Origin of the sequence: Afipia massiliensis, assembly GCF_001006325.2 — a bacterium.
Classification (GTDB): domain Bacteria; phylum Pseudomonadota; class Alphaproteobacteria; order Rhizobiales; family Xanthobacteraceae; genus Afipia; species Afipia massiliensis_A.
The window spans coordinates 893121-914563 of the sequence record NZ_LBIA02000001.1 but is presented as its reverse complement, the minus strand read 5'-3'; the positions used below and the strand labels follow the sequence as shown (position 1 = coordinate 914563).

Sequence of the window (21443 nt, the reverse complement as noted above, 5' to 3'; positions counted from 1 at the left end):
TCAACGGGGGGGTCACCAGAAAGTTCCAGACCGACCGGAACTTTTCTCCGATTAAAACGTAAACAGCCGGAAGCGGGGAACCGGCGGTCGTCCGACCGCGTTACGCTCCAAATTGGAAATGAAGATTGATTGGAGGGGGTATGTCTCGTTCTCAGCTCGTAGCTGAACATCTGCCACTGTTGCGGCGCTATGCCCGCGCGCTGACCGGAAGCCAGGCATCGGGAGATGCCTATGTGGCAGCCATGCTTGAGGCTTTGCTCCAAGACCCCGTCTTGCTGGAGGAAAAGCACGGGCCGCGCGTCGGTCTGTTCAGGCTTTTCACCCAGATATGGAATTCCGTCTCCCTGAATGAGACGACCGACAAGGGAGCCGCACCGGTTGCGTCCGAGCAGCGGCTGTCGAGCCTGACGGCGCTCGCGCGTCAGGCGTTTCTGCTGCTGTCGCTCGAAGGCTTCGCGGAAGAAGAGGTCGGCCACATCCTGAATACGGACGTGACACATGTTCGTGAACTGGCGGACACCGCCGGCCGCGAACTGGCTGCCGAGATCGCGACCGATGTCCTGATCATCGAGGATGAGACGTTCATCGCGATGGATCTCGAAAGCCTGGTCAAGAATCTCGGTCATAACGTGATCGGCGTGGCGCGGACCCATACCGATGCCATCGCGCTGGCGAAGGCGAAAAGACCGGGTCTTATCCTGGCGGACATCCAGCTTGCGGATGGCAGTTCTGGCCTCGATGCCGTGAACGAGTTGCTCAAGTCGTTCGAGGTGCCGGTGGTGTTCATCACTGCCTATCCGGAGCGTTTTCTGACCGGCGAGCGGCCTGAACCGGCGTTTTTGATTTCGAAGCCGTTCCAGCCGGCCATGGTGTCGGCGGTGGCAAGCCAGGCGCTGTTCTTCCAGCGCAACTCCAAAAGCCGGCCCAGGGCGGCGGCGTCCTGAAGGGGCGACTGCGTCCTGAACACACATCCGTGACGAAAACGCCGGAACGCGATGATCGTGTTCCGGCTTTTTCGTGCGTTGCAGAAAGACAAAGAAAAAGGGGTGCAGCCGGCATCACCACAGCTACACCCCCGTAAAGCCGGTCGATTAGGGGCAGGGGGATTTGACCGGCTATGGATACGACGCGCACCTCACGACAATGTTCCTGTCCGGATCAGATTTTTCTAGCGCCGTCGCCATAGCGCCGCCGGAACGAAAGCTGCGCGAGGCACGTTGTTACCGCAGAGCCGCGCAGTCGTGCGGCATGGCAACGTGTAGAGGCGGCAGATGTCTAACCTGGCTTCTGGAACTCTCGGAGTGGTGGCAGGGATGCTGGCACTGGGTGCCGTGCATCTGGAAGTATCGGCGGGAAACGGCCTGCTTGGTCCGGCTCAGCGCGGTGACGCGGCGATGACGAGTCCTGTGCGTATGGAAGCAATCGCGCGTGCTGAAACAATCACGGTCAATGTCGATCGGTCGGCGAAGGGCGATCGCGACCCGGCGGTGTCGCCCGCTGGCGGCGGCGTCACGATTTCATTCAAGGTGCCGGGGTCCTCCGATTCCTCGGTCATGGTCCGCATGCCGTCAGGCGATGCGGCGGATGCTCTGCGCAAGGCTCCGGCGTCGACCACGAGCACTGGCAAGGGGTCGTCCGCAGGATCGCGGCCGGTGGCCTGCGAGCCCGTGGTCAGCGTTCTGGCACCCGCCGCAAGGCAACTCGCACCGGGCCGCTGCGTGACCTGATCGTTCGCCATGGTCCAACGAAAAGAGCGCCAACCGGCGCTCTTTGTTTTTGAATTGCTTTGAAAACCCTTATTCTTCCTCGGGTTCATCGTCGGCCGTTTGGCGGCGGCTCGCCATCAGGCCAAGGGCCACGCCGCCAATGGCGACGATGGGAATGATACGCTTCAGCCCGATCGTTCGAACGATCTGCAGGCCCGCCGCCAGCACCATCGGGTCGCTCAGAGCCGCCTGCATGGTGGATTTGGCAGCCTCGACCGGCCTCTTCCGGATCTGCCGCTTGCGCACGATGTAGGAGACCGCCGCCAGCATAGTCGCTACGAAGAACACGCCGGCGCCCGCGAGGCAGGCCTGCAGCAATCCGTATTTCTGCAGGACAAAAACGAAGGCTGCAGCGCACAGGAACGAGGTTGTGATGAACAGCAACACCGCGACGGCGATTGCCAGAGATGTCAGCCGCAGCGCACTCCCGGTGCTTTCGCGAAAGTCATCCATGAATTTCTGAAACATCGAAAATCCGATCAGTATCCGTCAACGAAAAATCCGCCCCGAGCGCCACCGGCGGGGTGCCGGTGGCCTGAAAATCCGCGTTACCGGCGCCAGGTCACGCCGATCAGAAAGCCGAGCCCGACGGCGAGGCCGACCGCGGCCAGCGGGCGCTGCGTGATGGCGTCTTCGAGCGATTCCTCCAGCGTGCTGGCATAATCCTGTGCGGCGTCCAGCGCCTCGCTGCCGCGCTTGCTGGCGTCGGACATCATCGTGTCCACATTGGAGCGGGCCTGCTTGTACGTCCGCTTGGCCTGCTTGCGGGCATCGCCCTTGAAAGCCTCGATCACGTCCGAAATCTGATCTGCGAGTGCTGAGATATCGTTTTTCACGGCTTCTACATCCTTCTGAAGGCGTTCATGTGTGGCTTTGTCCGTCATGGATTTCATGGCGTCTTCGCCGTCGGTGCTGGACATCTAAAACTCCTGTGCCGCATGGCTCCGTGCGAAAACGCGCGGTTCCGGCGAAGGTTCCATTGCTGATTAGTCGCCGGGCAACTGGGTGTCCTTGACCGGCATCAAGTGCTCCTTGAGGACCAGGCCGACGATCAGGATCGGTGACGACAAAAACGCGCCCATCGGTCCCCACAGCCATGTCCAGAAGGCAATGGCGATGAACACTGCGAGCGCATTCAGCTCGAGCCGCCGGCCGATGATCATGGGCGTGATGAAGTGTCCTTCGATGAAGGCCACGGCGGCAAAGGCTGCCGCCGCGACCAATCCGCCGCTGAGCGTCGAGGCGGTAATGATGCCGACCGCCGCCAGCACGACGAACATGACGATAGGGCCGATGATCGGAATGTAGTTCAGCGTCGCGGCCAGCGCGCCAAGGCCGGCGGGATTCGGCATTCCGGTGGCAGCGCAGATCAATCCGGTGGCGATGCCAAGCCCCATATTGATCAGGGTCACCGTCAGCAGATAGCCGCCGAGATTGCTCTCGATCGCGTTCAGGATGCGCAGGGCGCGCAGCCGCGAGTCGTGGCCGGTAAAGTTCAGAACGAGCGCGCGGCGCAGATCCGGCCAGCTTGCGATGAAGAGAACGAGAACCGCGAAGAACAGCAGGATCTCGGTGAATGTCGGCGACAGGAATTCGAGCGTTGGCTGTACCCATTCGATCTTCGGCAGCAGAAGGCTGGATTCGCCGGGCGCTGTCGTGATTCCGAACAACGCCTGCAACTGGTGCCAGAACGCGATCGGCCGGTCGAAGACGTGAAACTTGTCCTTCAGCGACGATCCCAGCTCCGGCAGCCGCGTGGTCCACTCCATCACCGGCGCGGAAATCAGCGCCACCATGAAAGCCAATGCGGCGCAGGTTGCCGAGACGATCAGGACCGCCGAGACCGAGCGTGGAATTCCAAAACGCTCGAAGAATTTCGCCGCCGGAGACAGCATGGTGCCGATCACGAGCGCTGTCACCGTCGGAAGGAAGAAAGCCCGCGCGACGTACAGCACCGCAACCACGCTGATGATGAGCAGCGCGATCAGCGAAAAAGAAACGATCTCCGCTTGTCCAATAGCCGGAGGCTGCTGCTCGTCCTGCTCGTCCGGCGAAGGCTTCGCCGGACGAATCCTGTCGCGCACCTCCCGGCGCACGTCGGCCACGTCAGATTCTGCCGAGCAACAGCAGGATCACCACGATCACCAGAATGGTGCCGACGATCCCCGACGGGCCGTAACCCCAGTTGGCGCTGTGGCCCCAGCTTGGAATGACGCCGAGCAGGATAAGGATCAAAATAATGATGAGAATGGTGCCAAGAGACATGATGAAAGTCCTCGATTTTACACCGGCCCCAGCCGGCCTCCGGGACCGCTAACCGTCAGCCCGTCCCAAGGTTCCACTGTCTTGGCGTGAACCGGCACCGTGCCGGCCTGCACAAACAATCGCTGCGAGGAGAGCGCCGGAACCAAAGCCATGACCCCGCGTTCGCTCTGTATCCGCATCACACGATGCCATCGCAGAACCCCGAGGCAGGTCATGACACATTCGGCGCAGGCGAATTCAGTGTCTCCAAATTCCATCTCCCGGATTTTCACCACGTCCCTTCGATCAGCTCGCGGCTTCACCGTGGCGGCGATGGCATTGCCGATCGTCCTGGCCACGCCCGCGATGTCGCAAACGCTTGGCTACGCTGGATATTCAAATGGATACTCGCAGGGCTCGTTCTGGTCGGATCGGCAAGCGCTGCCTTCGCCAAATATGACCGAGGATGACAGCGACAGTTCTGCTGTCCTTCCCGAGCGGCTGCAACGCAAGGTCGTCTCCTACGGGACACACGAAGCGCCCGGCACCATCGTGATCGATACCGGCAACACCACGCTGTATTACGTGCTCGGTCAGGGCCGCGCGATCCGCTACGGCGTCGGCGTCGGCCGCGAGGGCTTCACCTGGTCGGGTGTGCAGACCGTGTCGCGCAAGGCATCCTGGCCTGACTGGCACCCGCCAGCAGAGATGATCGCGCGCCAGCCTTACCTGCCGCGGTTCGTTGCGGGCGGTCCGGGAAATCCGCTGGGCGCGGCGGCGATGTATCTTGGCTCCAGCGCTTACCGTATTCACGGCACCAACGATCCGTCTACGATCGGCAAGTTCGTCTCCAGCGGCTGTATCCGCCTGACCAATGACGATGTGCAGGATCTGGCCAGCCGCGTTTCCATCGGCACCAAGGTTGTCGTGCTGCCGAAGAGCCGCCGGATCGAAGCCGATGCTACAAAAGAGAGAGCGGCCCCGAGAGCCAGCGCGCTCAAGCCGCTGCGCGTGAGCGACTCGGCTGCTCCGCGCACGTCACAAAACGCCAAATTGTCCGGATTATATTGATTGAAAGTTTGAGCAGGCCATGTACCGGATGAACCAGGCTGAAGAGGGCATCATGCGTCAGTTCAAGTTGTACCGCCGATCGACGGCAGTTGCCGTCGTGATGGCGCTTGTCTCAGTTTCGGCCGGTGCTTCGTCTGCGCATGCCCGTGACTTTTTCTCCTCGTTCTTCGGCGGTATCATGAACGACAACGCGCATCCAAGCCCGCCGCCATCGATGCCGTTCGTTTCCCCGTTCGGTGACGCGCAGCCGTCGCCGGGCAGACGGGTCAACATCTATGGCGGAAGCTACGGATCGACGTCCTACTGCGTGCGGACCTGCGACGGTCGTTACTTCCCGGTCGTCGCATCTGAAGGACAGACCAAGGCCGAAGCCTGCAAGAGCTTCTGTCCGGCCTCCGAGACGAAAATTTTCTACGGCGGATCGATCGATCACGCGTCGAGCGAAACCGGAAAGTCCTATTCGGACCTTCCGAACGCGTTTCGCTACCGCAAGGAATTGATCGCCGGCTGCACCTGCAACGGCAAGGACCCCGCGGGTCTGGCCTCGGTCAAGATCGAAGACGATCCGACCCTGCGCAAGGGCGATATCGTTGCCGGCGCGGATGGCTTGATGATCGCAGGCAGCAGCCGCCGCAGCGCGGCGCTCAATTTCACGCCGGCACCGAAATCCGTTCGCGCGAAATTCGAACGTCTGCCGGTCGTCGCGGCGCAGTAGTTCGCGGGATGTGATCTCTGTTCCCGGAAGGGAACCAAACCTCAATGTGATCGTTGGATTTGCAGGGATACGGGACGAGTTTCTCGCTCCCTGCGTTTTCGATTGCATGAGGGGTTACCATGTCTTTGCTTATCAGCGTCCTGATCACGTTTCTCGTCGTTATTCTGGTTCTTTACCTCGTGAATCTGCTGCCGATCGACGGTCGCGCGAAGCAGATCGTCCGCGCCATCGTCATCATCATCGGCATCATCTCGATTCTGAAATATCTCGCGGTGTTCTAGCGCCGGCGGCGCAGGCTGCGACGAAGTTCGCACCCAAGCAAAAAGCCCCGGCATTGCCGGGGCTTTTCGCTGCTTGTTTGTAGCGGCTATTTCAGCGTCTTGAACCAGTCGTCCACGTCCTTGTGGATCTGATCCTTGGCGAAGCCGTAGCGCTGCTGGAGCTTGCCTTCGAGCTGCTCGCGGCGGCCTTCGATGACATCGAGATCGTCATCGGTCAGCTTGCCCCATTTTTCCTTCGCAGCACCCTTGAACTGCTTCCAGTTACCTTCAACGCGGTTCCAATCCATCGATCATCTCCTGAGTGTGAATGTGATCGATAACGTCATGCACCGGCAACTGTTCCGCCAATGACGCCTTTGTTAAGCGGCCTTCACGCTGCCGAGGAACACGCGGACCTCGCTCTGCAACTCGTTGGACTGTTGCGACAGTCGCCCGGCTGCACCGAGCACTTTCTCTGCCGCAGAACCGGTATCGGTCGCAGCCTGTCGCACGCCGCCGATGTTGGCGGTCACTTCGGCGGTGCCGGCAGAGGCGCGTTGCACGTTCTGCGCGATTTCCTTGGTTGCGACGGATTGTTCCTCCACCGCAGCAGCGATGGCGGCGGAGATCTTGCTGATGTCGTCGATCGTCGTTCCGATGCCCTGGACCGCAGCGACCGCGTCGCGCGTGGCGATCTGGATCTGGTTCACCAGCGCTGAAATCTCCTCGGTCGCCTGAGCGGTCTGGGTGGCGAGGCTCTTCACTTCGGTTGCAACAACGGCAAACCCGCGTCCCGCGTCACCCGCCCGTGCGGCTTCGATCGTGGCGTTGAGGGCGAGCAGGTTGGTCTGCGATGCAATCGTCTGGATCAGCGTGACCACTTCACCGATCTTCTGGGCGCCTTCGGCGAGCGCCTGAACGGTCTGGTCGGTGCGCTTGGCGTCGGCCACCGCGGTGTTTGCGATGGTTGCCGATTGGGTGACCTGACGGCTGATTTCGCCGATCGACGACGAAAGCTCTTCCGCTGCTGCTGCGACCGATTCGACGTTCAGCGATGCGGTTTCCGCAGCGGAGGCAACGGCGGTCGACTGCTGGTTGGTCTCCTCGGCGGTCGCCGACATCGATTGGGCGGTCATCTGCATGTCGCTCGACGCCGTCGACAGAAGCTGAACGAGATTGCCGACTTTCGTCTCGAACTCCAGGGTCAGCCGCTCCATCTGCGCGGCGCGCCGTTCCTTGGCGGAGCGTTCGTTGCGCTGTTCGGCTTCCAGTCTTTCGCGCTCGATGCCGTTCTGCTTGAAGACCTGCACCGCACGGGCCATGTCGCCGATTTCGTCCTGCCGGTCGATGTTCGGCACCTCAGCCTTGTAATCCTGCTCGGCGAGGCGCGTCACGACGGCGCCAAGCTGCGTCAACGGGGCGACCACGCGGCGGCTGAACACGAAATAGAGGATCGCGATGAAGGTGACGGCCGACAGGATGGTCATGACCTGGGCGATGAAGCCCATCCAGCGCGCGCGGGACTGTGCGCTTTCCGTCTCCAGTCTGGCGCGGGTGTTCATCTTGGTCTGGAATTCGTCGAGCGGCTGCACGATCACAGCCTTGTTGCGATCGTAGTTCGCATCGAACATCAGCTTGCGGGCCTGCTCGAGATCGCCTTTCTGCACGGCGGCCATGGCGGCTTCCTCGATCTTGATGAGGGCATCCGAGTTGGCCTTGGCCTTTTCGATCAGGTCCAGTTCTGCCTTTGGCGCGCCGAGCTGGGTCAGGCGCTGAACGACGCGATCACGTGTCTTGGTTTGGTTCACCTCGCGCCAGTAGGCGTCGTGGTGCTTCTTCTCTCCGAAAATGGTGTAGCGGCGCGCTTCATTGGTCAGGAGGTCCGAGCCGGCGGCGAGATCGTCGCCCAGCTGCTTGAACTCGGCCTGCCGGGAGACTGCCTGTCGTTCGGATTCGATGCTGGCGTCCGCAAGCCAGAGACTGGCGCCGGTGATTGCGGCCAGTCCGACGGCGACCATAGAAGACAGCTTCGTGGCAAGCGATGCACGCATCGATTTCTTCTTCCTTGTTTGAAAGCCTGCATTCGCGCAGGGAGGGCGGGATCACTCAGAGTGGGCAGACGCGCCGCCTGCCACCGAATCGATCATTCACGACGCGCTGTTAAGATGGCGTAAACCGTAAAACGCATTGGTAATAAGGTCCGCTCAAACAAAAACCCCGGCGCAAGGCCGGGGTTTTCGTCATGAAAGTGTCGTGGTGTCAGCCTGCGAGCTTCGCTTCCTTGCGGCGTGCGTGCAGGATGAACTCGGTGTAGCCGTTCGGCTGCTCGCGGCCCTTGAAGATCAGGTCGCTGGCGGCCTGGAAGGCGACGCCGTCGAATTTCGGCGCCATCGGCTTGTAAAGCGCATCGCCGGCGTTCTGCTTGTCGACGATCGCGGCCATGCGCTTCAGGGATTCCATCACCTGGTCCCTGGTGACGACGCCCTGATGCAACCAGTTGGCGAGATGCTGCGCCGAGATGCGCAGCGTGGCGCGGTCTTCCATCAGGCCGACATCGTGAATGTCCGGCACCTTGGAGCAGCCGACGCCCTGATCAATCCAGCGCACGACGTAGCCGAGAATGCCCTGGCAGTTGTTGTCGATCTCCTGCTTGACGTCGTCCGGCGCCCAATTCGATTTCGAAACCGGAATCGTCAGGATGTCCGAGAGCTTCGCCTTCGCCCGGCTCTTCAGTTCCTTCTGCCGTGCGCCGACATCGACCTGATGATAGTGCAGCGCGTGCAGCGTCGCAGCCGTCGGCGAGGGCACCCAGGCGGTGGATGCGCCGGCCTGCGGATGCGCGATCTTCTGCGTCAGCATGTCGGCCATCTTGTCGGGAGCAGCCCACATGCCCTTGCCGACCTGGGCGTGACCCGGCAGGCCGTTGGCCAGACCGATATCGACGTTCCAGTCCTCGTAGGCCTTGATCCAGGGCTGCGCCTTCATGTCGTTCTTGCGGATCATCGGACCCGCTTCCATCGACGTATGGATTTCGTCGCCGGTGCGGTCGAGGAAGCCTGTGTTGATGAAGCAGATGCGCTGCGCGGCGTTCTGGATGCAGGCCTGGAGGTTCACCGTGGTGCGGCGCTCCTCGTCCATGATGCCGACCTTCATGGTGTTGGCGGTCATCGACAGCATCTTCTCGACGCGGTCGAACAGGTCGACCGTGAGCGCGACTTCATCCGGGCCGTGCATCTTCGGCTTGACGATGTAGACCGAACCGGCGCGGCTGTTCTTCAGCTTGGTCTTGCCCTTCAGGTCGTGAAGCGCCAGCAATCCCGTCACGGCGGCATCGAGGATGCCTTCCGGAATTTCCTGGCCCTCGCTGTCGAGCACGGCGTCGGTGTACATGTGATGGCCGACGTTGCGGATCAGCATCATGCTGCGGCCGTGCAGGGTCACCTTGCCCTTCTCGTCCGCCGCGGTGTAGGTGCGGTCGGCGTTGAGGGCGCGGGTCAGCGTTTTGCCGCCCTTCTCGAAGTCAGCCGACAGCGTGCCGTTCATCAGGCCGAGCACGTTGCGGTAGACCAGAACCTTGTCGTCGGCATCGACGGCGGCGACCGAGTCTTCCATATCGAGAATGGTCGAGACCGCAGATTCCAGGATCATGTCGGCGACGCCGGCCGGATCGTCCTTGCCGATGGTGTTGTTGCGGTTGATCTGCACGTCGATGTGCATGCCGTTGTTGATCAGCAGGATCGAGGTCGGAGAGGCGGCATCGCCCTGATAACCCACGAGCTGGGTCTTGTTCTTGAGCGCGGTGGCGTTGCCGCTCTTGAGCTTGGCGGCAAGCTGGCCGTGTTCGATGTGATAGGCGGTGACGTCGCTGTGGTTGCCGGTCGCGAGCGGCACGGCCTGATCGAGAAACGTCTTGGCCTTGGCGATGACCTTGTCGCCGCGCGCCTTGTTGTAACCCTTGCCGCCCTCTGACGGGTCGTGCGGGATGGCGTCGGTGCCGTAGAGCGCGTCATACAGGCTGCCCCAGCGCGCGTTCGCAGCGTTCAGGGAATAACGGGCATTGGTCAGCGGCACGACGAGCTGCGGCCCGAACATGCTGGCGAGTTCTTCATCGACATTCGCGGTCTGAACGTCCTTCGCTGCCGGCTCCGGCAGCAGATAGCCGATTTCCTTCAGGAAGGCGGTGTAGGCGTCCATGTTGAACGCCTTGCCCTTGTTCGCCTTGTGCCAGTCGTCGATCTTGGCCTGCAGCGCGTCGCGGGTTTTGAGCAGGTCGCGCGTTCGCGGGGCGAGATCCTTGACGATTCCTGCGAGGCCCGCCCAGAAGGCGTCGGACGCAATGCCGGTGCCGGCGGTCGCTTCCTTGGCAATAAAGTCGAACAGAACAGGCGCGATCTTCAAACCGCTGGCATCGATACGTTTCATGATAAATCTCACGGAGAACGGCGAAAAACGACGCCGTCTCAGGGCTTCAGGATGAATGGTGATTGCCGCTGACACGGGCGGCGTGGCGGGGAGGTTTTAACGCCAAAAAAGGGCAAAAGAGAAGACCCTTCCCCGGGTCCGAAAGGCGTATACCACCGCCTTCGCCGAGGCTATCCCACGGCTGATTTCGCGGGGTATTCAGCCGTCGCTAGTGGCCAATTCCGCTCTGCGGTACTTCGCTGTAGCGCTCGAGCGTGACCTTGATCAGGATCGTGACGAGGGCGACGGCGGTCAGCACCGTCGCGGCGGCGAAGGCGCCGACGACATTGTAGTCCTGATAGAGCAGTTCGATCTGCAGCGGCAGTGTCGTGGTCTGCCCGCGGATGTTGCCGGATACCACCGACACCGCGCCGAATTCACCCATCACGCGCGCGTTGCAGAGGATAGCCCCGTAGACCACGGCCCATTTGACGTTCGGCAGCGTGACCCGCCAGAACGTGGTGAACCCGCCCGCGCCGAGCGTCACCGCGGCTTCTTCCTCGTCAGTGCCCTGCACCTGCATCAGCGGAATCAGTTCGCGCGCAACAAACGGTGCGGTCACGAACAGGCTCGCGAGAAAAATCGCCGGTAGCGCGAACATCACCTTGATGTCCAGATAATCCAGCAGCGGACCGAGCAGGCCCTGCGAGCCGTAGACGAACAGATAGGCGACACCGGCGACGATCGGCGAAATCGAGTAGGGCAGCTCGATCAGCGCGATCAGCAGCGTCCTGCCCCGGAAATCGAACTTGGTCACCGTCCACGCTGCCGCCAATCCAAACAGGATGTTGATCGGCACGACGACGAGCGCCGTCAGCAGTGTCAGGAAGATGGCGTGGACCGTCGCCGGCTCGGTCAGGTTGCGCAGAAAAACGCCGACGCCCAGGGAAAATCCCGACGTGACGATCAGCACCAGGGGGGCGACAAGAAACAGCGCGGTCAGCACCAGCACGGTCCACAGCACGATCCGCCGGGTGACGATGCCGCCGCCGACCGGATGGTGCATCCAGTCGGCCTGTTCGCTGTCGCGCTCCGATGCAATCGACATCACACTTCTCCGCGCCCGACGTACCGCAGGTGCCAGACCTGCACGGCATTGGTGATGACGAGCATGATGAACGCCATCACCAGCATCACGGCGGCAATCGCTGCTGCCGCCTCGTAGTTGTATTCCTCGAGCCGGATGAAGGTCAGCAGCGCGACAATCTCGGTTTTCATCGGCTGGTTGCCGGCGATGAAGATCACCGCGCCGAACTCGCCGAGGCTGCGCGCGAACGACAGCGAGCATCCGGCGAGGAATGCCGGGAAGATCGCCGGAAAAATGATCTTCCACAAAATCTGGACATCGCTGGCGCCGAGCGAGCGGCCTGCTTCCTCGACCTCCGAACCGAGATCCTCGATAACGGGCTGCACCGTGCGCACCACGAAGGGAATGCTGGTGAAGGCCATGGCGAGGGCGATGCCGAGCGGCGTGTAGGCGACTGTGATGCCGATTTTGTCGAGCGGTGCACCGAACCATCCGTTCTTCGCGAACAGGGCTGTCAGCGCGAGGCCTGCGACGGCGGTCGGCAGCGCGAACGGAACATCGACCAGCGCATCGAGGATGCGTTTGCCGGGAAAACTGTAGCGCGCCAGCACCCATGCCAGCAGCAGGCCATAGATTGCATTGAAGATAGTGGCCGCGAAGGCCATCGAGACGGTCAGTTTGATCGCCGCCAGCGTGCGCGGCGACGAGAGGATCTCGCCGAGCTGCGTCAGTCCGATCCCCGAGGCTTTCAGCAGCAGCGCGCACAACGGCAGCAGCACGATCGCCCCGAGATAGAGAACGGTTGTTCCCAATGCCAGTCCGAAACCTGGGATGACCCGGCGCCGCAATTCAAATCATCCACTTCTGAAACGAAAATAAGGATTCGTCATTGCGAGAAGCGAAGCGACGAAGCAATCCAGTTCTTGTGCTCTGGATTGCTTCGCTTCGCTCGCAATGACGAAACGGTCGCTTACCTGTTCGCGCCGCCGAACAGCTGGTCGAGTTTCGCGCCGGGATTGAGGTGCTCGGCGTTGACCTTGTCCCAGCCGCCGAATTCCTTCTCGATGGTGACGAGCTTCACTGCCGGGAACTTGTCCTTGAATTTCTCCGCGACCGTCTTGTCGTTCACGCGGTTGTACTGCTTGGCCAGAATGGTCTGTCCGTCCGGCGTGTACAGAAATTCCAGATAGGCCTTGGCGAGCGCCTGCGTGCCGTGCTTGTCGGCGAACTTGTCGATCACGGCCACCGGAAATTCAGCCAGCAGGCTCTGCGACGGCACGATGACCTGATACTTGTCGGCACCGGCAATGTCGCGAATCCCGTTGGTTTCGGCTTCAAACGTAATCAGCACGTCGCCGGTCTGGCGTTCGACGAAGGTCGTGGTCGCGGCGCGGCCGCCGGTATCAAACACCGGCACATTGCCGAACAGCTTCTTGACGAATTCATCGGCCTTCTCGGCGCTGTCGTACTTGCTCTTGGCGAAGGCGTAGGCGGCCAGATAAGTGTACTTGGCATTGCCCGAGGTCTTCGGATTCGGGAAGATCACCTGCACGCCGGGCTTCACCAGATCGTCCCAGTCCTTGATGTTCTTCGGGTTGCCCGCGCGCACGAGGAATGCGGGCAGCGAATAATACGGCGAGGAATTGTTCGGCAGCCGCTTCTGCCAGTCGGCCGGAATGAGCTTGCCCTTGTCGTGCAGCACCTGCACGTCCGGCACCTGATTGAAGGTCACGACGTCGGCCTCGAGTCCTTCGAGGATGGCGCGGGCCTGACGCGTGGAGCCATTGTGCGACTGGTTGATGGTCACGTCCTGGCCGGTCTTGGCCTTCCACTGCTTGGCGAACTCGACGTTGATCGCCGCATAGAGTTCGCGGGCGATGTCGTAGGAGACGTTCAGAAGCGTGTTCGGCGTTTGCGCCTGCGCGGATGAGGCGATGCTGACGCTGGCGGCGAGAGCGATGAGAATCTTGCGCAAGGTATCTCTCCTGTAAATCGATTTGGATTTAGATGTTCGCCGCGAGATCGTTCAGTTCGCCGAACAGCACGCCTGTTCCCGCCAGCAATCGCTCGATCTCGTCGGCGGCCTCAGTGACCGAACGTGTCGAGGTGTCGATGGTCAGTTCGGCATTGGCCGGCGGCTGATAGTCGTTGGCGATGCCGGTAAAGCTCGGCAGGTTTCCGGCGCGCGCCTTGGCGTAGTGGCCCTTCGGATCGCGGCTTTCGCAAACCGCGGCCGGGGTCGCCACATAGACTTCGCGGAACAGATTGTCGGCGATGCGCCGCGCCTGCGCGCGGTCATCGCTGGCGGGCGAGACGGCCGCGACGATGGCGATATGGCCGTTGCGCGCGAGATGCGTCGCCATCTCAGCCAGGCGGCGGATATTTTCGGCACGGTCCTTCGGCGAGAAGCCGAGGTCGCCGTTGAGACCTGCGCGCAAGGTGTCGCCGTCGAGCAGCAGCGGCGAGCCGCCGCGGCTGAACAGCTTGCGCTCAAGCGCGCGCGCCAACGTGGATTTGCCGGAGCCGGGCAGGCCGGTCAGCCAGACCACCGCGCCGCCGTGTCCGTACCGCGCCGAGCGCTCTTCCGGGCGTAGCGCGGATTCGACCGGCACGATGTCGACGGGAATGGCGCGCTGTCCGGAATCGACGCTCAGCACGAGGCCACCGCCGGCGATGCGGCCATTGACCTCGATCACGAGGCGTCCGGTGCGCGGATTGTCGGTGTAGGGATCGGCGGCGACAGGATTCGCCAGCGAGATGTCGATCTCGCCGACATGATTGCGTCCGATGGAGGATGTTTCGATGCTCGCGAGTTCGCCGGGATCGACCGCCTTATCGATGGCGACGATCGAAGCGCGGGTTTCCATGGTGCCGAGCCGCACCAGAACCGATGCACCGGCCTTCAAAGGGGCGTCGTGCAGCCAGAAGATGCGGGCGCGCAGACGGCGGGTGTCGCGCGGCGCAGCCTTGACGTGGGCGATCACATCGCCGCGTTCCAGAAACAGTTCACGATCGAGCGTGATGCCGACCGAGCGGCCGGCGCCTTGCCGTCCGAAAACCGGTGTCTGCGGCCAGCTCTCGACAGATTTCACCTTGGCGACCTTGCCGGTGGGCATGATGACGATTTCGTCGCCGGTGCCGATGTCGCCGGATTCGACGCGGCCCGCGACGATGCGGCGGTCGTCGAACTTGTAGATCGCCTGCACGGGGAGACGCAGCGCCAGTTCGTCCAGCGCGCGCGCCGGGGTCAGGCCGTCGATGGCCTCGACCACGGTCGGGCCATCGTACCAGTTGATGTTGGCGGTGCGCTCCGTGACACCGTCGCCGTCGCGCGCCGAAATCGGCACGATGGCGGTGGGCGTAACGCCGAGGCTGGTGAGATGCGCTGAAATCTCGTTGCTGATCTCCTTGAAGCGGGCCGCGCTGTAGTCGACGCGGTCCATCTTGTTGACCACGACGGCGACCTGTTTGACGCCGAGCAGATGCAGCAGATAGCCGTGGCGCCGGGTCTGGTCGCGCACGCCTTCCAGCGCATCGATAATGAGAATGGCGCCGTCGGCCTGCGATGCGCCGGTGATCATGTTGCGCAGGAATTCGGCATGGCCCGGCGCATCGATCAGAACGACGTCGCGCGAGGGCGTGCGGAAGCGGATCTGCGTGGTGTCGATGGTGATGCCCTGGTCGCGCTCGGTCTGCAATGCGTCCAGAAGAAACGACCATTCGAACGGCATGCCGCGCCGCGCGCTGACGGCCTGCAGCATTTCCAGCTTGCCGTCCGGGAGACTGCCGGTTTCATGCAGCAGGCGGCCGACCAGCGTGGACTTGCCGTGATCGACATGGCCGACGATGACGATGCGGACCTGCGGGCGGGTGGTCACGCCGTTCGGTGCAGGTGCGAGGGAAGCCTTGGTGACAGCGATGTTCATGAGGGCGCTCATTCCGCGTCAGAGGTAGCCGGCGACACGAAGCCGCTCGAAGGCATCTTCGGTTTCATGGTCGAGCGCGCGGCCGGCGCGCTCCGGCACTTTCGTGCCCTTCAGTTCGGTCAGGATTTCATCGATGTTCGAGGCGTTCGATACGACCGGGTTGGTAATGTCCTGATCGCCCAGCGAGCGGTAGCGCTTGCCGTTGTTCGACAGGTAGAGCGGGATGATCGGAATGTTTTCGCGCTGGGTGTAAGCCCAGATGTCTTCCTCGGTCCAATGCAGGATCGGATGGATGCGCAGATGCGCGCCTTGCGGCGGCGACGCGTTGAAGTGATCCCAGAATTCCGGTGGCTGATCGCGCACGTCCCAGCCGCCCTCAAGCCCGCGCGGCGAGAACACGCGCTCTTTCGCGCGGGTGGCTTCCTCGTCGCGGCGGATGCCGGCGATCAATCCGTCGAAGCCATATTTGGCGAGTGCGAGCTTCAGGCCTTCCGTCTTGCGCGCGGCCGAGCGTGCGGCGGGCGGCAGCGTCGGATCGATCTCCTCGATCGGCGGGCAGAAATCGACTTTCAGATCGAGACCCCATTCCTTCGCGTACTGATCGCGGAAGGCATACATCTCGGGAAATTTCTTTTGGGTGTCGACGTGCAGCGCGGGGAACGGCACCTTGCCGAAGAACGCCTTGCGCGCCAGCCAGATCATCACGTTGGAATCTTTGCCGAGCGACCAGAGCAGCGCGAGCTTTTTCAGACGGGCGAAGGCCTCGCGGAAAATGTAGATGCTCTGCGCTTCGAGCTCGTCGAGATGATCCATTGAAGGCACGGACGATATCAACGGTGCGGCAGACTTGGATGCGGGCGAGTTGGACGCCGGAGAGTTTGCCAAAGAGGTCGCCAAGGAATTCGCCATGGAATTACTCCGTCACGGGCGCGGGCTGCGCCCGCAGGCCTTTGCTTGGGAAAGATGCAGCGGCACTCAGACGGGGCTGATCGCCATCCGGATGGGGCTCGAGAAGAAGCATCTCTTTTGCGCTGCGTTTGTGGTACTAAATTCCAATTTTGCATCGCAGCGTAGAAGAAATAATTTTCTCTTTATGCCGCTTGCAAGATACATAAATAGAAAATAATTTCAGTCAACCCTGTAAATGGGGAAGCGGAGTTTCGCATGCGGTTTTTGCCGGTATTCCTTGATCTGCAAGCTGGACCAGTCGTTCTGGTCGGCGAGGGCGAGCTTGCGCAGGCCAAATTGCGCCTGCTGCTGGCGGCGGATGCGCGCGTGCGATGGTTCGCCACCGATGGCCAACACGATCTCTCGCGGCTTGATGCTGCGTCAGCCGCGCGCGTCGAACGCGCTGACGGCGATCCGCTCACCGCCGATCTTTCCAACGTCATTGCAATTCTGTGCGCAGGCGCCGGTGAGACCGGTCACGCCATGGCGGCGCGCGCGCGTGCGCGCGGCATTCCCGTCAACGTGATGGACGAGGTCGCGCATTCGACTTTCATCTTCCCGGCCATCGTCGATCGCGGCGATGTGGTCGTTGCAGTTGGCACCGGTGGTGCTTCGCCTGTGGTTGCGCGCCGTGTCCGCGAACGGATCGAAACACTGCTGCCGGCGCGCATCGGCGATCTCGCATCGTTCGCCGGGCGCTGGCGCGACGCCATCAAGGCGAAGCTTCCCGAAGTGGCGATGCGCCGGCTGTTCTGGGAGCGTGTGATCGACGGCCCGATCGGCGCGGACGTTCTGGCCGGGCGCGTTGACGACGCCGAGCGCAAGCTGACATCGATTCATGATCCGGTGGCGTTTGCGGCAAGCGGCGGCGAGGGCATCGTCACGCTGGTCGGCGCAGGGCCGGGCGATCCCGATCTGCTCACCGTCAAGGCGCTGCGCGCGCTGCAAGACGCCGACGTCGTTTTCTACGATGATCTTGTATCGCCTGAAATTCTCGACCGCGCGCGCCGTGACGCCGCGCGGGTGCCGGTCGGCCGACGTGTCGGCAAACCCGGCATCGGCCAGGACAAGATTCATCGCCTGCTGATCGAGGCTGCACAGTCCGGTAAACGCGCGGTGCGGCTGAAGGGCGGCGATCCTTTCATCTTCGGGCGCGGCGGCGAGGAAATCGCGGCGCTGCGCGCGGCGGGCGTCGCTTATGCCGTCATTCCAGGCATCACCGCCGGGCTCGGTGCCGCCGCAGAATCCGAAGTGCCGCTGACCTATCGTCAGGAGGCGCTGCGCATCACTTTCCTCACCGCACACAAGGCGGAAGATGCCGGCAATGTCGACTGGTCCGCGCTGACCGACACCAAAATGACCGTCGTTGTCTACATGGGCATGACGGCGGCGCCGACCATTCGTGCAGGCCTGCTCAAAGCGGGACGCTCGCCCGATACGCCGGTCGGCGTGTTCGCGCGGGTGACGCGGCCGGATTCAAAGGCCGTGGTCGGCAAGCTCCGCGATCTGCCGTCACTCGCCGATCAGGTGAAGCCCGGTCCCGCAATCCTGATCATTGGCGACGTCGTTTCCCGCTCCGCTCCATGGCGGAATGGAAATCTGCAAGCAACCCCCGATGACCTCATCTCTGACCTATTGATGGCTGCCGAATGACCTCACCTCTGCAACAGAAAATCAAGATCACCGGTCCCTCCATTGTCACGGCCAACCGCACCGGCGACGGCGCGGTGATTTACCGGACGCCCGCGCATCGATGGTCGGACAGACTGTCCGACGCCGCCATCGTGCGGACCGCCGACGACGCACGCGCGCTGCTCGCGGAGTCGGTCGCCGATGATATCGGCGCGGTCGGCGCCTACATCGCGCCGGTGGAGATCGGCGAGGATGGCATCCGGCCCGGCAACCTGCGCGAGAAAATCCGCCAGCAGGGCGTCACCATCGATCTTCTCGTCTCGGCCTGAGCCGCGACACCTTCAAGGCAATCGTTATGTATGCTTACGACGAACTCGACCGGACCATCGTCAACGAACGTGTGTCGGAGTTTCGCGATCAGGTCGCGCGCCGGTTGTCCGGCGAGCTAACCGAGGACGAATTCAAGTCGCTGCGGCTGATGAACGGCGTCTATCTGCAACTGCATGCCTACATGCTGCGGATCGCGATCCCCTACGGCACCCTGTCGTCGAAGCAGCTGCGGGCGCTGGCGCATGTCGCGCGCAAGTACGACCGCGGTTACGGCCACTTCACCACCCGGCAGAACATCCAGTACAACTGGATCAAGCTGGCCGAATTGCCCGACGCGCTGGCTGATCTCGCCAAGGTCGGCATTCACGGCATGCAGACCTCAGGCAATTGCATCCGCAACGTCACCTCCGACCAGTGGGCCGGTGTCGCGCCGGGCGAAGTCGAGGACCCGCGCATCTGGGCGGAAATCCTGCGCCAGTATTCGACGCTGCATCCGGAATTCTCGTTCCTGCCGCGCAAGTTCAAGTTCGCGATCACTGCGTCCGATCACGACCGCGCCGCCATCAAGGTTCACGATATCGGCCTGCGCATTCACCGGAACGCGGCGGGCGAAAGCGGCTTCGAGGTTCTGGTCGGCGGCGGTCTTGGCCGCACCCCGTTCATCGCCAAGACCATCAACGAATTCGTCAGCCACCGCGACATCCTGAGCTATGTCGAGGCGATCCTGCGCGTCTACAATCAGTACGGCCGCCGCGACAACATCTACAAGGCGCGCATCAAGATCCTGGTGCACGAGCTTGGCATCGAGAAGTTCAAGCAGGAGGTCGAGGAGGAGTGGGTGCAGATGCGCGACGGCGCGCTGGCGCTCGACGCCGCCGAGGTCGAAGACATCCGCTCGCGCTTCTTCTATCCCAAGTACGAAAAGCTTTCGGATACGCCGGATGAACTGAAAAAGGCGCTGCAGAATCCGAATTTCGAGGCCTGGTACAAGAACTCCGTCGCTGCACACAAGGCGCCGGGCTACGGCATCGTGACGTTGTCGCTCAAGCCGGTCGGCGGTCCTCCGGGCGACGCCACCGCCGAGCAGATGGACGAGATTGCCGATCTGGCTGAGAAGTATTCGTTCGGCGAAATCCGCGTCGGTCACGAACAGAATCTGGCGCTGCCGCATGTCGCCAGGCGCGACCTGCCGGCGCTGTGGCGCGCGCTCGACAAGATCGGCGTCGCGACGCCGAACGTCAATCTGGTCACCGACATCATCGCATGCCCCGGCCTCGATTACTGCTCGCTGGCAAATGCGCGCTCGATCCCGATCGCGCAGGAAATCACCCGGCGGTTCGCCAATCACGACACCGCCAACCTGATAGGCCGGCTGCACGTCAATATCTCCGGCTGCATCAATGCTTGCGGCCATCATCACGTCGGCCATATCGGTATTCTCGGCGTCGAGAAGAACGGCGAGGAATTTTACCAGATCACCATCGGCGGCCGCGCCGACGAGAATGCCGTGCTCGGCCATCTCGTCGGCCCTGCGGTGCCGTTCGATCAGGTTGCCGATGTGATCGAAGATATCGTCGAGGCCTATCTGGCGCTGCGCCAGCGTCCCGATGAACTGTTCGTCGATGCGGTGAAGCGTCTCGGCGTCGAGCCTTTCAAGGAGCGGGTCTATGCCACTCGTTAAGGGCAACACCGTCGTCGCCGACGACTACGTGCATCTGGCCGACGACGCGGAGCTTCCCGCTGACGGCGCGGTGCTGATCACGGCCGAGCGGTTTCTTGCCGATCCCGAGGCTGCGCTGTCGCGCAAGGACAAGACCGGCGTGATCTGGCCGAACAACCGCGACGTCGACGATCTGCTGCCGCATCTCGACAGACTGGCGGCGGTGGCGCTGGTGTTTCCGGTGTTCCGGGACGGGCGTGCCTACACCCAGGCGCGGCTGCTGCGTGAGCGTTTCAAGTTTCGGGGCGAGTTGCGCGCCATCGGTCAGGTGCTGCGCGACCAGTTCGTGTTCATGCTGCGCGCCGGGTTTGATGCTTTTGAGGTCAAGAAGCAGAGCGACGCCGACGCCTTCGCCAATGTCGCGAAGCGCTATTCGGTGTTCTATCAGCCGACCGGCGACGGCCGCATCACCGCGTTTCACCGCCGGCTGATGCATCTGCCGGAAGGAGTGCGCTCATGACGACCGCTGCACCGTCGTTCCTGTCGCAGGCTCCTGCTGCCCCTTCGTCATCGCTGATCGTTGCGGAGGCCGCTGAGCTTGATCGCGCGCTCGCCAAGGCGTCGCCGGCGGAAATCATCGCCGCTGCGGTACGGCAGGTTGGCCGTGACAGGCTCGCCGTGGTGTCGTCGTTCGGCACGGAATCCGCGGCGTTGCTGAAGATTGCAGCCGATGTCGATCCGGCGATTCCGGTGGTGTTTCTCGATACCGGCTGGCTGTTCGAGGAAACGCTGGCCTATCGCGACACGCTGACCAAACTTCTCGGATTGACCGATGTGCGCACGATTCATCCGCTGAGCGATACGCTCGCGCGCGAGGACAAGGATCGCGATCTGTGGTTTTCGAATCCGGATCAGTGCTGCTTCATTCGCAAGGTGGAACCGCTGGCGCGTGCACTGTCGTCGTTCGACGGCTGGATCAACGGCCGCAAGCGGTTTCAGGGCGGCGACCGCGCCGCAATTCCTGTCGTCGAAGCCGATGGTGCGCGGCTGAAATTCAATCCGCTCGCCAATGTGTTGCAGGACGAGTTGAAAGCGCTGTATGCGGCCATGGATCTTCCGCCGCATCCATTGGTCGCATCCGGATTCAGCTCGATCGGGTGTATGCCTTGCACCAGCCGCACGCTCCCCGGCGAGGATCCGCGCGCGGGCCGTTGGCGCGACAGAGGCAAGACGGAGTGCGGTATTCACGTCACCAAAACCTCTTAAAATTTTGCCTTCTTGAAAATCGCGATTTCTTGGAACGTTTGTCCAGCAAGCTTGCTAAGAATGAAATCCGGTTTCGTTGACATAACCACGCGATTTCCAGAGTTTCACGCCTTCCCTGATGGCGATGATGCCGTCAG

Annotated in this window: 23 protein-coding genes; 11 read left to right on the top strand and 12 right to left on the bottom strand. The window is 62.2% G+C overall.

What is annotated here, in order from left to right:
* Positions 1-140: 140 nt before the first annotated feature.
* Complete coding sequence (locus YH63_RS04260; protein ID WP_046828682.1) at positions 141-944, top strand: response regulator; 804 nt, start codon at positions 141-143, stop codon at positions 942-944.
* A gap of 369 nt (positions 945-1313) precedes the next feature.
* Complete coding sequence (locus tag YH63_RS04255) at positions 1314-1727, top strand: hypothetical protein (protein WP_349642962.1); 414 nt, start codon at positions 1314-1316, stop codon at positions 1725-1727.
* 69 nt (positions 1728-1796) lie between these two features.
* Here the strand turns inward: YH63_RS04255 and YH63_RS04250 are convergent, their stop codons facing one another.
* The 4 genes from YH63_RS04250 to YH63_RS04235 form a co-directional block, all read right to left on the bottom strand.
* Complete coding sequence (locus tag YH63_RS04250) at positions 1797-2234, bottom strand: hypothetical protein (protein ID WP_046828684.1); 438 nt, start codon at positions 2232-2234, stop codon at positions 1797-1799.
* 80 nt (positions 2235-2314) lie between these two features.
* Positions 2315-2686 (bottom strand): DUF883 family protein, encoded by a 372-nt coding sequence (locus YH63_RS04245; protein WP_046828685.1) that lies wholly within the window; start codon positions 2684-2686, stop codon positions 2315-2317.
* 66 nt (positions 2687-2752) lie between these two features.
* A complete protein-coding gene (locus YH63_RS04240; protein ID WP_046828686.1) occupies positions 2753-3871 on the bottom strand; it encodes an AI-2E family transporter in 1119 nt (372 codons plus the stop codon).
* Position 3872: 1 nt separating this feature from the next.
* Entirely contained in the window at positions 3873-4031 is a 159-nt protein-coding gene (locus tag YH63_RS04235; protein ID WP_019199906.1) for a DUF3309 family protein, read from the bottom strand.
* Positions 4032-4244: 213 nt separating this feature from the next.
* On the opposite strand from YH63_RS04235, the gene YH63_RS04230 reads away from it, so the two are divergent.
* The 3 genes from YH63_RS04230 (at position 4245) to YH63_RS04220 (ending at position 6077) form a co-directional block, all read left to right on the top strand.
* Entirely contained in the window at positions 4245-5081 is an 837-nt protein-coding gene (locus YH63_RS04230) for a L,D-transpeptidase (RefSeq protein ID WP_046828688.1), read from the top strand.
* A gap of 52 nt (positions 5082-5133) precedes the next feature.
* Positions 5134-5796 (top strand): DUF2865 domain-containing protein, encoded by a 663-nt coding sequence (locus YH63_RS04225; RefSeq protein ID WP_046829760.1) that lies wholly within the window; start codon positions 5134-5136, stop codon positions 5794-5796.
* Positions 5797-5915: 119 nt separating this feature from the next.
* On the top strand, positions 5916-6077 hold the full coding sequence (locus YH63_RS04220) for a Thivi_2564 family membrane protein (protein WP_002714461.1): 162 nt from the start codon (positions 5916-5918) through the stop codon (positions 6075-6077).
* Positions 6078-6163: 86 nt separating this feature from the next.
* Here the strand turns inward: YH63_RS04220 and YH63_RS04215 are convergent, their stop codons facing one another.
* The 8 genes from YH63_RS04215 to cysD form a co-directional block, all read right to left on the bottom strand.
* On the bottom strand, positions 6164-6364 hold the full coding sequence (locus YH63_RS04215; protein WP_019199909.1) for a CsbD family protein: 201 nt from the start codon (positions 6362-6364) through the stop codon (positions 6164-6166).
* A gap of 72 nt (positions 6365-6436) precedes the next feature.
* Positions 6437-8107 carry a methyl-accepting chemotaxis protein gene (locus YH63_RS04210; RefSeq protein WP_046828689.1) on the bottom strand — a complete coding sequence of 557 codons (1671 nt, stop codon included), beginning with the start codon at positions 8105-8107 and terminating at the stop codon, positions 6437-6439.
* A gap of 208 nt (positions 8108-8315) precedes the next feature.
* Positions 8316-10478, bottom strand: a complete 2163-nt coding sequence (locus YH63_RS04205; RefSeq protein ID WP_046828690.1) for a malate synthase G — start codon at positions 10476-10478, stop codon at positions 8316-8318.
* Between the two features lie 208 nt (positions 10479-10686).
* Positions 10687-11565 (bottom strand): sulfate ABC transporter permease subunit CysW, encoded by an 879-nt coding sequence (gene cysW / locus YH63_RS04200; protein ID WP_046828691.1) that lies wholly within the window; start codon positions 11563-11565, stop codon positions 10687-10689.
* Positions 11565-12392 (bottom strand): sulfate ABC transporter permease subunit CysT, encoded by an 828-nt coding sequence (gene cysT / locus YH63_RS04195; protein WP_046828692.1) that lies wholly within the window; start codon positions 12390-12392, stop codon positions 11565-11567. Before cysT ends, cysW begins: the two co-directional genes overlap by 1 nt.
* A gap of 122 nt (positions 12393-12514) precedes the next feature.
* Positions 12515-13519, bottom strand: a complete 1005-nt coding sequence (cysP, locus tag YH63_RS04190; RefSeq protein ID WP_046828693.1) for a thiosulfate ABC transporter substrate-binding protein CysP — start codon at positions 13517-13519, stop codon at positions 12515-12517.
* A 28-nt stretch (positions 13520-13547) separates the two neighbouring features.
* Positions 13548-15470, bottom strand: a complete 1923-nt coding sequence (gene cysC / locus YH63_RS04185) for an adenylyl-sulfate kinase (protein WP_046829761.1) — start codon at positions 15468-15470, stop codon at positions 13548-13550.
* 18 nt (positions 15471-15488) lie between these two features.
* The gene (gene cysD / locus YH63_RS04180; protein WP_046828694.1) at positions 15489-16283 is read right to left on the bottom strand and encodes a sulfate adenylyltransferase subunit CysD; all 795 of its coding nucleotides are present in this window, start codon (positions 16281-16283) and stop codon (positions 15489-15491) included.
* Positions 16284-16317: 34 nt separating this feature from the next.
* On the opposite strand from cysD, the gene YH63_RS04175 reads away from it, so the two are divergent.
* The 6 genes from YH63_RS04175 to YH63_RS04150 are packed head-to-tail and all read left to right on the top strand — an operon-like array spanning position 16318 to position 21306.
* Positions 16318-16596: a hypothetical protein gene (locus YH63_RS04175; protein WP_046828695.1), complete on the top strand. Its 279-nt coding sequence runs from the start codon at positions 16318-16320 to the stop codon at positions 16594-16596.
* A 38-nt stretch (positions 16597-16634) separates the two neighbouring features.
* Positions 16635-18071, top strand: a complete 1437-nt coding sequence (gene cysG / locus YH63_RS04170; protein WP_046828696.1) for a siroheme synthase CysG — start codon at positions 16635-16637, stop codon at positions 18069-18071.
* On the top strand, positions 18068-18379 hold the full coding sequence (locus YH63_RS04165) for a DUF2849 domain-containing protein (protein ID WP_046828697.1): 312 nt from the start codon (positions 18068-18070) through the stop codon (positions 18377-18379). Before cysG ends, YH63_RS04165 begins: the two co-directional genes overlap by 4 nt.
* A gap of 26 nt (positions 18380-18405) precedes the next feature.
* The gene (locus YH63_RS04160) at positions 18406-20061 is read left to right on the top strand and encodes a nitrite/sulfite reductase (protein WP_046828698.1); all 1656 of its coding nucleotides are present in this window, start codon (positions 18406-18408) and stop codon (positions 20059-20061) included.
* Positions 20048-20560 carry a DUF934 domain-containing protein gene (locus tag YH63_RS04155; RefSeq protein ID WP_046828699.1) on the top strand — a complete coding sequence of 171 codons (513 nt, stop codon included), beginning with the start codon at positions 20048-20050 and terminating at the stop codon, positions 20558-20560. The genes YH63_RS04160 and YH63_RS04155 overlap by 14 nt, the downstream gene beginning before the upstream one ends.
* Positions 20557-21306 carry a phosphoadenylyl-sulfate reductase gene (locus YH63_RS04150; protein ID WP_046828700.1) on the top strand — a complete coding sequence of 250 codons (750 nt, stop codon included), beginning with the start codon at positions 20557-20559 and terminating at the stop codon, positions 21304-21306. The genes YH63_RS04155 and YH63_RS04150 overlap by 4 nt, the downstream gene beginning before the upstream one ends.
* Positions 21307-21443 lie beyond the last annotated feature (137 nt).